The 13,270-nt window shown below is 34.8% G+C and carries 12 protein-coding genes and 1 tRNA gene; 6 read left to right on the forward strand and 7 right to left on the reverse strand.

All coding sequences use genetic code 11. The features are described 5' to 3' along the window. Positions 1–8 precede the first annotated feature (8 nt). The 6 genes from priA to ACXR6G_RS09780 all read right to left on the reverse strand — a co-directional run bounded on the left by priA (position 9) and on the right by ACXR6G_RS09780 (position 6,926). Positions 9–2,483 (reverse strand): replication restart helicase PriA, encoded by a 2,475-nt coding sequence (gene priA / locus ACXR6G_RS09755; RefSeq protein WP_458361240.1) that lies wholly within the window; start codon positions 2,481–2,483, stop codon positions 9–11. Between the two features lie 119 nt (positions 2,484–2,602). Beyond that, on the reverse strand, positions 2,603–3,583 hold the full coding sequence (pfkA, locus tag ACXR6G_RS09760) for a 6-phosphofructokinase (protein ID WP_458361241.1): 981 nt from the start codon (positions 3,581–3,583) through the stop codon (positions 2,603–2,605). 9 nt (positions 3,584–3,592) lie between these two features. Continuing rightward, the gene (locus ACXR6G_RS09765) at positions 3,593–4,450 is read right to left on the reverse strand and encodes a 4-hydroxy-3-methylbut-2-enyl diphosphate reductase (RefSeq protein ID WP_458361242.1); all 858 of its coding nucleotides are present in this window, start codon (positions 4,448–4,450) and stop codon (positions 3,593–3,595) included. Between the two features lie 51 nt (positions 4,451–4,501). Continuing rightward, positions 4,502–5,197 carry a (d)CMP kinase gene (cmk, locus tag ACXR6G_RS09770; RefSeq protein ID WP_458361243.1) on the reverse strand — a complete coding sequence of 232 codons (696 nt, stop codon included), beginning with the start codon at positions 5,195–5,197 and terminating at the stop codon, positions 4,502–4,504. 325 nt (positions 5,198–5,522) lie between these two features. After that, entirely contained in the window at positions 5,523–6,029 is a 507-nt protein-coding gene (locus tag ACXR6G_RS09775) for a YkgJ family cysteine cluster protein (protein WP_458361244.1), read from the reverse strand. A 3-nt stretch (positions 6,030–6,032) separates the two neighbouring features. Next, complete coding sequence (locus tag ACXR6G_RS09780) at positions 6,033–6,926, reverse strand: DMT family transporter (RefSeq protein ID WP_458361245.1); 894 nt, start codon at positions 6,924–6,926, stop codon at positions 6,033–6,035. Positions 6,927–7,155: 229 nt separating this feature from the next. Between ACXR6G_RS09780 and ACXR6G_RS09785 the strand changes: the two genes are divergently transcribed. The 4 genes from ACXR6G_RS09785 (at position 7,156) to ACXR6G_RS09800 (ending at position 10,740) form a co-directional block, all read left to right on the forward strand. Then, on the forward strand, positions 7,156–7,281 hold the full coding sequence (locus ACXR6G_RS09785) for a hypothetical protein (protein ID WP_458361246.1): 126 nt from the start codon (positions 7,156–7,158) through the stop codon (positions 7,279–7,281). Positions 7,282–7,499: 218 nt separating this feature from the next. Further along, positions 7,500–7,946: a GNAT family N-acetyltransferase gene (locus ACXR6G_RS09790; protein ID WP_458361247.1), complete on the forward strand. Its 447-nt coding sequence runs from the start codon at positions 7,500–7,502 to the stop codon at positions 7,944–7,946. After that, the gene (locus ACXR6G_RS09795; RefSeq protein ID WP_458361248.1) at positions 7,946–9,031 is read left to right on the forward strand and encodes an alanine racemase; all 1,086 of its coding nucleotides are present in this window, start codon (positions 7,946–7,948) and stop codon (positions 9,029–9,031) included. The genes ACXR6G_RS09790 and ACXR6G_RS09795 overlap by 1 nt, the downstream gene beginning before the upstream one ends. Before the next feature lie 524 nt (positions 9,032–9,555). Then, positions 9,556–10,740: a S8 family serine peptidase gene (locus ACXR6G_RS09800; RefSeq protein ID WP_458361249.1), complete on the forward strand. Its 1,185-nt coding sequence runs from the start codon at positions 9,556–9,558 to the stop codon at positions 10,738–10,740. Between the two features lie 602 nt (positions 10,741–11,342). Here ACXR6G_RS09800 and ACXR6G_RS09805 read toward each other — a convergent pair. Beyond that, positions 11,343–11,421 (reverse strand) — tRNA-His (locus ACXR6G_RS09805). Positions 11,422–11,636: 215 nt separating this feature from the next. On the opposite strand from ACXR6G_RS09805, the gene ACXR6G_RS09810 reads away from it, so the two are divergent. Together ACXR6G_RS09810 and ACXR6G_RS09815 are read left to right on the forward strand one after the other, a co-directional pair. Continuing rightward, the gene (locus ACXR6G_RS09810) at positions 11,637–12,317 is read left to right on the forward strand and encodes a DNA alkylation repair protein (protein WP_458361250.1); all 681 of its coding nucleotides are present in this window, start codon (positions 11,637–11,639) and stop codon (positions 12,315–12,317) included. A 173-nt stretch (positions 12,318–12,490) separates the two neighbouring features. Beyond that, complete coding sequence (locus tag ACXR6G_RS09815) at positions 12,491–13,255, forward strand: Bax inhibitor-1/YccA family protein (RefSeq protein WP_458361251.1); 765 nt, start codon at positions 12,491–12,493, stop codon at positions 13,253–13,255. Positions 13,256–13,270: the final 15 nt, after the last annotated feature.

Below are 13,270 nucleotides of genomic sequence, written 5' to 3' on the forward strand. Positions count from 1 at the left end.
TCATCAAATTACATTGGATCCACATCAAATTGCACCATCACCATTTTAAAGCGATCAATTGCTTTAAGGTTGTTGGCTTCACGATTTAGAATCCATTTTGCTTTTGCTGGAGAACTTTTCTTTTCAATCTTCAAGAGAATATGAACGATGTAATAGTTCTGAATGCGATTAATTACTGGAGCTTGTGGCCCAAAAACCCGAATCCCAAATGTTTTTCTCAAGGAATTGGCCAGAGTATTCGCTGCTTGCGTTAGTAAGCCATTATTCTTGTGTTTGAGCGTAATATTAATTAGTCGATAAAAAGGAGGGTAGATAAATTCTTCTCTTTCGCTGATTTGATTTTGATACATATTCAAATAATCGTTGCGAACGACTGATTGAATAATGGGATGTTTGGGTTCGTGAGTTTGAATAATCACCTTGCCCTGCTTATTTTTTCTACCTGCACGTCCGGCAACTTGAGCCATGAGCTGGTAACTACGTTCGTGAGCTCTAAAATCTGGGAAGTTGAGCATTGAGTCGGCATTTAAAATACCCACTAAAGAAACATGATCGAAATCTAAACCCTTCGATACCATTTGTGTTCCTACCAGAATATCTAATTCATGATTTTCGAATTTATAGATGAGTTTTTCGTAAGCCGTTTTGCTTCGTGTAGTATCCAAATCCATTCGTGCGATTCGAGCTTGCGGGAAAAAGCCTCGTAATTCATCCTCAATTTTCTCCGTGCCAAAGCCCTTATCAACCATATCTGTCGATTCACATTGTTTACAACTTTGTGGGGGTTGTGTACTATGTCCGCAATAGTGGCAGGTTAGCTGGTTATTGTATTGATGATAGGTTAAGCTGACAGAACAATTCTCGCAATGGGGAACCCAACCGCATGATTTACATTCCAAAAATGGAGCGTAGCCTCGTCTGTTCTGAAAAAGAATAACCTGTTCTTTATTTTCAAGCGTAGTTGTTATTTCATCGAATAGCTCAGGTGTGAAAATAGATTTCATTCTCTTCTTACGCTTGGCTTCCTTTAAATCAGCAATCTGAATTTCGGGCATCTTAATATCCTGAAAACGGTGCATTAATTCAACCAAAGCATATTTGCCTTGTTTACAATTTGAATAGGTCTCAACGGCAGGCGTTGCAGTTCCTAATAGGGTTTTCGCTTTATGTAGATGTGCTAAAAATATAGCGGCATCACGTGCATGATAACGTGGGGCAGGATCGAATTGCTTGTATGTATTTTCGTGTTCTTCATCAATAATAATCAGTCCCAAATTATTAAATGGGAGAAAAATTGAGGAGCGCACACCCAGAATAACCTGATACGATTTATCAGGATCGTTCTGTCGAATATTATTATAAACCTCGACACGTTCTGCATCGTTAAACTTAGAATGATAAACACCTACTCGGTTTCCAAATACCCGTCTTAATCGACTTATGATTTGAGTTGTCAAAGCAATTTCTGGCAAGAGATAAAGAACCTGTTTGCCTAATTTGATCTGTTCTTGAATTAAGTGAATGTATACTTCCGTCTTTCCACTAGAAGTGACGCCATGAAGTAGCGCTGTGTTCTTAGTCTCAAAGCCTTCACGTATTTCCTTTATAGCCTGACTCTGATATTGATTCAATTCCTTTAAGGGACTAACATCCGAATCTGAGAAATCAAGACGATCGGTCGTTTCAAAATAGATCTCCAGAATGTTTTTATCAACCAAAGCCTTTAATATGGATGCACTTGAATTGCTACTAAGTAATAATTCAGAAGCATTTACTTTTTCTGGAGTCTCAGCAATCCCATGTTTTGAAAGGTTTAGATATGCGAATAGAAGTTCCTGCTGTTTTTTAGCTCTTTTGAGACTGTTTAGTTTCTCTCCAAGTTCTCCTTCAGTAATATCTTTTTGAAGACGAATATATTTAATTTGTTTCTCCTTATAAGAACTTAAAACCCGTTCTTCAATCTCGATGGCACCTTTCTCAAGGAGTTTTTTCAACTGAGGCAAAGCATTTTTTAAACCACTTGCTTGATTCAGAGTTTGAATACTAACATCCTTTGAATTTTTTAGGACATCAAGAATCAATACTTCGGTTCTCGAGAGTTGTTTATTTGCTGTAAAATCTACGCGGTAGGAAATTTTGGTTTGGCTTTCGAGTTTTAAACCAGCTGGTATTGCAGCCTTGTAAACATCGCCAATAGTGCTCTGATAATAATCAGAAATCCAATCCCAAAATGAAAACTGTAAGGAATTAATAAGGGGTGAATCATCTAGGCAGGCATGAATGTCTTTCACTTCGTAATCCTGAGGTGGATTGTTGTGAATGTTTTTAACAATGCCCGAATAGATCTTTTTGCTTCCGAAAGAAACAACCACTCTTTTACCAATGGCGACTTCATCCTGCAATTCCCAGGGAATTGAGTAGGTGAAAAGTCCAGCCAATGGAAGAGGTAAAATAAGATCTGCAAAAAGGGAGCCTGCGTTCATAAATCTGACATTTTTCTCAAAGTTATGTCTTGTGACGAATATCTCAAGACTTGAGGGGGAAAACTTTCAAAAAAAATATACAGATGACGCAGCGGCCTTTTGCAGAAATTAAATATCAATTAGATTGATAGAATATCATTAAGCGTCAACAATGAATCTTTTACGATCTTTTTGTTTTTAATGGTTTTGTTGAAAGATACGTGTGAAACTTCTCCGTTAACCATTCCTACCATAATACTCTTCTGGTCGTCAAGCAAAGCATCTACTGCAGCTACACCCAATGTACTCGCTGTTACACGATCGAATGCCGATGGTGAACCACCACGTTGCATATGACCTAATACCGATACTCTAATATCGTATTCAGGATGTTTCTTCTCGATTTCTTTAGCAATAGTATAAGCACCACCCGATTTATCACCTTCGGCAACAATTACAATACCCGAATTCTTATGGCCTTTATAACCTTTAGCTAAATACTTCTCAAGATCTTTTAAATGGGTTTGACGTTCAGGAATCAGAATAGCTTCTGCACCTGTAGCAATACCACTTCTTAATGCTAAAAACCCAGCATCACGTCCCATTACTTCGATAAAGAATAAACGGTTGTGTGCACTGGCTGTATCACGAATCTTATCCACAGCCTCAATAACGGTATTTAAAGCCGTATCGAAACCGATGGTATAATCTGTACCGTAAAGATCGTTATCAATGGTTCCAGGTATACCTACTACCGGAATATCGTATTCTTGTGTAAAGATACGTGCTCCAGAAAAAGTTCCATCTCCACCAATCACAACAAGAGCATCAATTTTAGCAGCAAGCATTTGCTCGTGTGCTTTCTTTCTTCCCTCTACACTTCTAAATTCTTCACTTCTTGCAGAACAAAGAATTGTTCCTCCTTTTTGAAGGATGTTACTTACATCGTATGATTCCATAGTTTCGAAATCACCCTTGATTAAACCTTCGTAACCTTGTTTTACTCCAACAACTTCTAGTTTGTTAAAAATGGCTGTTCTTACGACGGCGCGGATGGCGGCGTTCATACCTGGCGCATCCCCTCCTGATGTAAGCACACCTATTTTTTTAATTCTCGACATGCTAATAATTTATTTAATTTCTAATTTGATGTTTTCTGCTATTTGTTCCATCAGCCAGCTTGGGGTAGAGGTTGCTCCACTTATTCCAATCGATTTGGCTTTAGTAAACCAAGTCATTTTAAGCTCATCGGGATGAGACACAAAATAACTTTGAGAGTTCTCTTGTTTGCATACATCAAACAAGAGTTTGCCGTTTGAACTTTTTTGTCCACTCACAAAAATGACCACATCATGTTTTTTTGCAAATTCACGAATATTGGGCATTCTATTGGATACCTTTCGGCAAATGGTATCATTTATATGTAATTCATTCTGACATTTTAATTTCAGAACTTCTGTAATCTTTTCAAAACCAGAAATCGTTTTGGTCGTCTGTGAAAATAGAACCACAGGTTTATTCCAATCAATTTCTTTTAAATCTTCAACACGTTCAACAACTTTTGCATGGCCATCAGTTTGTCCTACCAAACCATTGACTTCAGCATGTCCCTTTTTCCCGTATATCAGTATCTGGCCATCCCTCTCCTTCGTTTCCTGATACGTTTTCTTAATCTTTTTCTGAAGATTCAAAACCACAGGACAGGACGCATCTATCACTTCAATATTATTCTCTTTTGCTTTGATATAGCTGGCTGGCGGTTCGCCATGAGCTCTGAACAAAACTTTTTTGTTTTTAAGTTTATCGAATTCATCATGTTTGATTGTTTTCAAACCCTGATCTTTTAATCGATCAACCTCAATATTGTTGTGTACGATATCCCCAATGCAAAAAAGTGTTTCATCTTTTGCAAGAATTTCTTCAGCCTTTTTAATGGCGTTTACAACGCCGAAACAAAAACCAGAATTGGGATCAATTTCAATAATCATATTTTTTTGAGATAAGCTTATAGAATTGAGATTTCAGTCTCATTATTCTAATTATTGAACTTCTGCCATTCGAGCAACGATCCATTCCAGTTGCTCTTCCTTAGTCATATGACTATTGTTTAAAACAATGGCATCATCTGCTTTTCGCAAAGGACTTTCGTCTCTGTTCTCATCGATAAAATCTCTTTTCTTCACATTCTCGCGAATGGCATCCAAAGAAATATCATCACCCTTATCTTTTAATTCTTTATATCTTCTGATAGCTCTTACTTCCACATCAGCCGTCATGAAAATTTTCAGATCAGCATTGGGAAATACAACCGTTCCAATGTCACGACCATCCATAATGACGGCACCGGCTTCGCTAAGCTTACGTTGAAGGGTTACCATTTTTTCACGAACAAACTTAATTGTTGCAATCAAACTCACATTATTCGAGACATCAAGACTTCTAATTTCATCTTCAACCAATTCGCCATTCATAAAGGTTTCGTGGCGCTTTAGTTCCTCGTTATATGAGAATGTGATATTGATGTCGTTAATTCGATGAGCTAACTTATTTTCATCAAGTTTTTCACCATTAATCAAGTTATGACGCATCGCAAAAAGAGTAATCACGCGATACATGGCTCCACTATCGATGTATGTGTAGTCAATTTTCTTTGCCAAATCTTTTGCCACGGTACTCTTCCCGCAAGAAGAATGCCCGTCTACGGCTATAATAAGTTTACGTTTTACTGAGTTCATTGTGTTTTGTTGTCGATATATTTTGTGATATCACGAACAAAAGTATAAAGAAAATCCTTGAAAAGACTAGAATTTACGGGCAAAATTGATACTTGGCACTCTTGTTTTTCTCTGTAAACGATTGCAATAAGGGATTTAATTGCATCATATTTTGATGAAGGGTGTAAATATCTTGAATTGAAGGAGATGAAGAGGAAATGAGAGCTGGAGATTTCTTAGGAGAAAATGGGATGGTATTGACTTCATAAAAGAAGAAATGTGATAGTTACTAAATGGTGAACCAATAACACTATTTAGTAGTAACTTCAGTATTAAAGCTTGTAATTTAAAGTTTGTCCTTCTGTAATTTCAAACGATCAACCACTTCATAAACAGCGGGGCAATAGTACGTGTTTTTAAGTGTTAGGTTTAAAATCTGATAAAAGCGTTTTCTGTCTGTATGTGGGTATTCACGACAAGCTCTGGGTCTTTGTTCATAAACCATACAATAGTTATCGGGCATAAGGAAAGGACAGGGTGCTTCTTTAAAAACGTAGTCGTTCTCCTTATCCAGATTCAAGTATTGATCAATGAAGGCAGCAGGTTTCATTCTCAGTTGCTTTGCCATTCGTTCAATATCCTTATCGATGATAATAGGACTGATACTTTTACAACAATTGGCACATTCTAAACAATCTATCTCTTCAAACACTTCGTTGTGAAGGATTTGAGTAATAGCGTCAAGTTGTTTCGGCTTTTTTTTCTTTAGTTTAGCAAAGAATGTTTTGGTTTCAGCCTCTGTGTTTTTAGCTTTTTCTTTTAGAGCTTCTATGTCGATTTTGTATGTTGCCATAAATTATACTGCTTTTTTTCTGAATTTTAGCTGCGATAAAAATAAGCCTCCGATTACAACCATCATACCTATAATCTTCTGAAAACTCAGTGATTCGTCTATTACAAAATAAGCGAATATGGCCGTAAATACGGGTATAACATTAATGAATATATTACTTTTAGTAATCCCCAAATGATTTAAGCCATAGGTGAAACAAATAAATGCTAGTGTAGATCCAAATACGGCTAATAAAAGCAGTGCGGTTAAAACCTCTTGTGTTGGGACTGCCTGTATAAAATGCTGCCAATCTAGAATTAAAAATAAGGGTAAGAAGTAAATCATACCTAAAGTATTTTGATAGGTAACGAGAGTAACTGGATTATATTTTGCAGCTAGTTTTTTTAGTACAACAGAATAGCCGACAGCTGATCCAACAGCTATAAATAAGCACGTTAATCCTATTGGAGATACGATGAGGGAAAAGCTTTTGTTAAAAATGATGATGGCTACTCCAATAATTGAAATAAGGATTCCCAAAATATTCATTTTGCCTAATTTTTCTTTATGAAAATAGTAGGCAGCAATTGGTGAAAATAAAGGAATAGTAGAAATAATAACGGCTCCAATTGTAGATGAAACGTATTTTAAACCAAAGCTTTCGCCTAAGAAATAGAGAAAGGGTTCGAAAAAGGCTAAAGCTAAAATGCTTAACCTATCTTTCTTTTCAATCCGACTTATTTGCTTGAATCCTTTTCCAATGATAAATAAGAGAATTGAGGAAATAAACAGGCGTAGAAAAACCGTTGTGATTGGGTTGTAAACCAAGAATACTATTTTAGTCCATATAAAGGAAAAACTCCAAAATAGCATGGCTAGAATTAGGCTGCCATATACAAGTAACGATTTTTGATTCATGCTTTACAAACTTAGATTTTTTAAGAAGACAAAAGTAATCAAAAGCTTGGAAATATTTTCTTGAAAAATGAATGCATAAAAAAGCGCAAAGTCTTATTTAAAAGTATTTGCGCTTTGCATTGGGATGGATGAGCGGTTTCGAATATAATTTATGAACGTATACAAATATATTGATGATTTAACAGTAATAATAAATTTTTAACAGTATAACTTTATTGGCTTAGATGATTTGAGTGGAAATATAAATAGCAAGGTAGAATTTGAACAAAATAAAATCTTAGAAATATTTACAGTTGTAACTGCTTATGTCTCATCGTTTACTGTGATTGTAGTTATTTATGAAATGAATTTTTAATCGATGTCAAAACTATAATGGATTTTAGGATATCCAATTATTATTCAGTTTATAATTTTAAGTTTTCTTTTCTCATAAATCTATTTTAAAAGGTCGAAATGTATTTAGGATAGTATCAAACCAAGTATATATTCGATAGACCAAAAAAATATTTACTTATCTTGTAAAAAAAACATTAGGGTAGATTACAATAGTATTCATTAAAAGGGAATGATTTTATGATTCAAACAAAAGTGTTCAGTACAACGAACAAGCCGAGTTTAAGAGAAAAAGAGAATTTACTCGACTTCTTATTTGACAACTTGCAAGAATATGGAGATCCAAGATCTGATATTGAAAAAGCCATGAGTTACGCTTTAAAAGAAACGACTTCTTTTGGTGGTTTTATTGTGGTGTCATATTTAGAGGATGAAATATCAGGCGTGGTAGTAGTGAACCAGACAGGAATGAAAGATTATATTCCTGAGAACATCTTAGTTTATATTGCAACACATAAGAATCATAGGGGGAAAGGGATAGGAAAAGAATTAATGAAAAAAACGATTGATATTGCAGAAGGTAGTATTGCATTGCACGTTGAACCCGAAAACCCAGCAAGATTTTTATATGAAAAAGTTGGATTTAACAGCAAGTATGTTGAAATGCGTTATAAAAAGGAGAAATAATGGCTTTTGTAACACTAGATGTAAAGAAACTAAAATCAAATTTTGACTATCTCAATATTCTATTTAAGAAAAATGGAATCGAATGGTCAATCGTGTCAAAAATGTTGAGTGGTAATAAAACATTTTTAACTGAACTGCTCAAATTTGATTTCAAACAAATATGTGACTCTCGTGTGTCCAATTTGAAGGAAATTAAATCGATTAATCCTAAAATCGAAACTATTTATATTAAACCACCTGCAAAACGTTCAATCTCAAGTATTATTAAATATGCTGATATTAGCATGAATACTGAGTTTGAAACGATTAAGCTTTTGTCGAAAGAAGCTAAAAAGCAAAACAAGACTCATAAAATCATTATAATGATTGAGCTTGGTGAACTTCGAGAAGGTGTTTTAGGTGAAGACTTTATTGCTTTCTATGAAAGCGTTTTTAAATTAGAAAATATTCAGGTTGTAGGCATTGGTACAAACCTTTCTTGTTTGTATGGTGTCCTGCCCAATCACGATAAACTCATTCAGTTAAGTTTATATGAACAGTTAATTGAAGCAAAATTTGACAAGCAAATTCCTTATGTTTCAGGAGGTTCTTCGGTAACAATACCTTTGATTTTTCAAAATCTTTTACCCAAAGGGATTAACCATTTTCGAGTAGGTGAAACATTATTTCTTGGTACAGATGTTTATAACAATACAAAATTTAAAAAAATGCACTCTGATGTGTTTATCTTGTATTGTGAAATTATCGAATTAATCGAAAAGCTAGTTGTTCCAATGGGCGAAATGGGAACAAATGTTGAAGGAGAAAGTTATGAATTTAACCAAACTGACATAGGGGAAACTTCATACAGAGCAATCATTGATTTAGGTCTGCTTGACGTAGAAACGGATCATCTTGAATTGGTTGACAAAAGCTTGAAAATTACTGGTGCAAGTTCAGATATGATAGTAATTGACCTTGACGAAAATAAAAAGAAATATAAAGTTGGAGACTTAATTGAATTTAGGTTAGATTATATGGGGATTCTTCGAATAATGAATTCAAAATATATTGAAAAAAAGATTGCTAACATTTCGTATAAGTAATGGTAGGAGTTGTATTAGATATTTTCAATCCCATAAGGCATCAATAAACAGAGCTTAAATTCTTTTGTCTGTGTTCTGTTGGGACTGCAATTTAAATCCTCGTAAGTTTTTCTTACGGGGATTCTTTTTTTTATAACTCATGAATTTATGAATCGTTCTGTTGTTTCAAGCTGGCTGTATTAATCCGTATAGCTCTTTTGAAGCCTTTGAATCTATTGGGTGGGGGTTTGCTTGTGTTTTCCCGATAGCAAGTTGCAGGCTTCTTTAAATGGTTTCTTTTTCTTCGTTGGTGGATGCAAGTAGTTTTGTTGTGATAAGCTAAGGATAGATTAGGGGTGATGAGATTTAGAATTATTATAAATTAAAGACTCTATGTAGAATATCCCTAACGAACAAGAATAAAACATTTACTTAATATTTGTAACTGATTAATAATCAATATCGTAATTTGTTGAATTCTGATCTTTTTTTTGTAATTTATATTGATAGTTCACTTAGTTAAAGTACAAATTAAAAACTTTATTATGAAAAAAAGATTTTTAATGCTTATGGCGATTGCTGGTTTTATTGTAATTACCAGTTGTCAGAAAGAAGAAGGTGAAATGATCACTTCCACTCAGGAAGAAATCGTGGTCGATATTAATCCCCAGAACGGAGATGTTATTGAAGGACAGTACATTGTGGTACTGAATGAGAGTTCGGTAAAATCTGCCAGCACTGCTACTTATGAAGACAGAGTAAATGATGTAAAAGCATTTGCTGAATCGATGTTTAGAACAAAATCTACTTCCGATTTTGAAGTCGGACAGGCTTATGCTGAAGTTATGAAAGGCTTTAGTGTAAAAATGTCAGCAGTAAATGCTGCAAAATTAGAAAAAGACAGTAGAGTAAAATATATTGAACAAGACAAGATAATTGCTCTTCGCAAGCCAGCTCCAGAACCAATTACTGAAAGTTTTCCTTGGGGCATTACACGTGTTGGTTATGGAGATGGAACAGGAAAAACAGCATGGATTATTGATAGTGGTATTGATCTTGATCATCCTGATTTAAATGTTGATGTTGCTAGAAGCGTAACATTTGTAGTAAGAACAAAAAATGCAGATGATCAAAATGGACATGGAACTCATTGCGCTGGAACAGTAGCTGCGATTGATAATGAAATTGGTGTAATTGGGGTTGCTGCTGGTGCAACTGTTGTTGCTGTAAGAGTACTTGACAGAAAAGGTAGTGGCACAACTTCGGGTGTTATTGCTGGAGTTGATTATGTTGCAAGTGCTGCTTCTGCTGGTGATGCTGCTAATATGAGTTTAGGTGGTGGAGTTTCTCAAACATTAGATGACGCAGTAATTGCAGCTTCTAATAATGGAATTTATTTTGCATTAGCTGCTGGTAACGAAAGTGATGATGCAAACAATCATTCTCCTGCAAGAGCTAATGGGCAATATATTTGGACTATTTCTGCTATGGATAGTAATGATAATTTTGCTTCATTTTCGAACTATGGAAATCCCCCTATTGATTATTGCGAGCCAGGGGTAAGCATATATTCTACTTACAAAGGAGGAGCTTATGCAACTTTGAGCGGTACATCAATGGCTGCTCCACATATGTGTGGTATTTTAATAATGACCAATGGTAATCCAAAAACTGATGGTTATGTAAATGGTGATCCTGATGGAAATGCTGATCCAATAGGTGCTATATAAAATTAATTATTTCATATAAAAAAAGCCATCATTTTGATGGCTTTTTTTATAGATAATAGGAGAAATAAAATTTAATGGCTTCACTGCAAGATTTACTTAGGTACTATCTAATTGATCGACAGAGCAAAATAGGGTTTTAAAAAACTAAAACAATTTTCTATCATACTTACCGAACTAATCTCGATAAATTCGGCATCAAACAGCACGAATAAATTACACTTTCAATGTCAGAAAGTAATTTACCTTTCCAAAACTTTAACGCTATCAGATTGTAAATGAAGACTCTCAGGTTTTATGCTTAAATAAAAGAGCAGAATCGCTCGGTATTCCAGATTTTTAGCGGCTTATCTATAACTTGTTTTTGTGTTCATAAAACCTGTCATATGTTTCCATATAAGCTGTGTGTTAGACAGGTTTGTTGTGATAGTCTTAGGATGGATTGTTGGTCTTGGGTATTTTTTTACTTTTAAAATAATATTCGCACTGTAATATTTCTTGATTTTAAGGGAGGCAGAAATAATTAAAAGCCTGGGATGATTCTCTTGAAAAATGAATGCATAAAAAAACGCAAATACTTAATTAAAAGTATCTGCGTTTTGCATTGGGGGTGGATGAGCGGTTTCGAACCGCCGACCTCTGGAACCACAAACCAGCGCTCTAACCAACTGAGCTACAACCACCATTTGATCTCTTTTGCGATGCAAAGATATGAAAAACTAAAGCTAAGTTCCAAACCTATTTGTAAAAAAAATAATAAAAAACATTCTGTAATGACTGTTGTTCTTGCTTTGCAATTAGTTAGGTGTATATTTTTTTTTCAAATATTTTTTTGTTTTCCTTTGTAGAACGAAAAGCGAGGCGTTTTTTGTAGAAATATTAGACTAAACAGACGAATTATGGAGTTTTTTATAGATGATGAAAATATAGAAAAGCAATTTCAGGAATTGTTTAAGGAAGTTCTTCAGCTTAGAAATGGTGAAGTACATTCAGAAATGAAAAAATATGGTTTGAACTATCAGAAGGCATTAGGTGCTTCTGTTGTGAATTTGAAAGAACTCGCAAAACGAAATGAACAAAACCATTTACTTGCCCAAAAATTATGGGGAAAGGGTTTTCGCGAAAGTCGAATTATGGCAAGCCTTTTGGAGAAGCCTGAGAAAGCTAGTGAACAGCAATTGAAAAGATGGATTGATGAGGCGGATAGTAACGAATTGCTTGAGCAGATTTGTATGAATCTGTTGATTAATTTACCAAATTTGGATATCCGATTGCTTGCTTGGATAAAGTCTGATGTAGAAAAGGAACAGCTTTGTGCGACGATGACTATTGGTCGTTTAGCCTTAATCGACAAGGATAGAGGAGATGCTATTTTTGAGAATTTTATGAATTGTTTACCAGCATGTCCTCAACATAGCTATTTGATTAAGCAATTGCCAAGATCCATTGGTAAGATAGCTCGCAGAAATGAAACCTTAAAAAAACTTGTATTTTCAAATATGGAAATGTTAAAAGTGGCTGATGATAAGTGGCTTGGCGTTTATGTGGAACTACAAGCGGAATTTCCTGACATGAATTGAGATTAAATCCTTAATTCTAATAAACGAATTGTGAAATAATCCCTAAATTTGAATTTCAAAAATAGACAGGCGTTATTTTGTAAATTGAAAACAAAATGAACGACTAGCTGAATTGTCGAATAAACTGCACGATATTGCTTTAATTCGTGTCAGAGAAAAATAAATAAAGAATTATGAATTTAACAAAAAGTTCGAACCCTGCTCTTACAGATAAAATTTTTGCGAAAGCAAGATATGGTACCTACGAGGATGTAATGACTGTGAGTGGCACAGTGAATAAAATTGCATTGATGTTGCTTTTGGTTGTATCGGCGGCAAGCTACACCTGGGGTATTTATTTTGAATCTGCACAAACAGGAGGCCTATCTTCTGCAATTATGCCATGGATGATTGGTGGTGGAATTGGAGGTCTTGTTTTAGCTTTAATCACAATTTTCAAGCCTGTTTGGTCACCAATTACAGCACCAATTTATGCGGTGTGCGAAGGTTTGCTTCTAGGTGGTCTATCTGCAAGTTTTAATGCCATATTTCCAGGAATTGTAATGCAGGCTGTGGGCCTAACATTTGCAATTTTGTTTATGATGCTTTTTGCCTATAAATCAGGATTGATTAAGGTAAATAAGAAGTTTAGAACAGGTGTTGTTGCTGCTACTGGCGGTATATTTATATTCTATATGGCTACTTGGGTTTTAGATATGTTTGGTGTAGATATGGGCTTTGCATTTGGGAATAGCCTCGTTAGCATTGGAATTAGCCTGTTTGTTGTTGCTATAGCATCATTGAATTTGGTATTAGATTTTGATTTTATTGAAAAAGGCGCTCAAAAGGGTGCTCCAAAATATATGGAATGGTATGGTGCCTTTGGTATTATGGTAACTTTAATCTGGTTATATCTTGAAATCTTAAGATTGTTATCTAAGATTTCAAGTCGCAATTAATCTTTTTAAAACCGA

The sequence above is a fragment of the Ancylomarina sp. YFZ004 genome (assembly GCF_054254355.1).

Excerpts from the sequence above, each read along its gene's own strand:
- priA (WP_458361240.1), bottom strand. The coding sequence starts at position 2,483 with ATGAACGCAGGCTCCCTTTTTGCAGATCTTATTTTACCTCTTCCATTG.
- pfkA (WP_458361241.1), bottom strand. The coding sequence starts at position 3,583 with ATGTCGAGAATTAAAAAAATAGGTGTGCTTACATCAGGAGGGGATGCG.
- ACXR6G_RS09765 (WP_458361242.1), bottom strand. The coding sequence starts at position 4,450 with ATGATTATTGAAATTGATCCCAATTCTGGTTTTTGTTTCGGCGTTGTA.
- cmk (WP_458361243.1), bottom strand. The coding sequence starts at position 5,197 with ATGAACTCAGTAAAACGTAAACTTATTATAGCCGTAGACGGGCATTCT.
- ACXR6G_RS09775 (WP_458361244.1), bottom strand. The coding sequence starts at position 6,029 with ATGGCAACATACAAAATCGACATAGAAGCTCTAAAAGAAAAAGCTAAA.
- ACXR6G_RS09780 (WP_458361245.1), bottom strand. The coding sequence starts at position 6,926 with ATGAATCAAAAATCGTTACTTGTATATGGCAGCCTAATTCTAGCCATG.
- ACXR6G_RS09790 (WP_458361247.1), top strand. The coding sequence starts at position 7,500 with ATGATTCAAACAAAAGTGTTCAGTACAACGAACAAGCCGAGTTTAAGA.
- ACXR6G_RS09795 (WP_458361248.1), top strand. The coding sequence starts at position 7,946 with ATGGCTTTTGTAACACTAGATGTAAAGAAACTAAAATCAAATTTTGAC.
- ACXR6G_RS09800 (WP_458361249.1), top strand. The coding sequence starts at position 9,556 with ATGAAAAAAAGATTTTTAATGCTTATGGCGATTGCTGGTTTTATTGTA.
- ACXR6G_RS09810 (WP_458361250.1), top strand. The coding sequence starts at position 11,637 with ATGGAGTTTTTTATAGATGATGAAAATATAGAAAAGCAATTTCAGGAA.
- ACXR6G_RS09815 (WP_458361251.1), top strand. The coding sequence starts at position 12,491 with ATGAATTTAACAAAAAGTTCGAACCCTGCTCTTACAGATAAAATTTTT.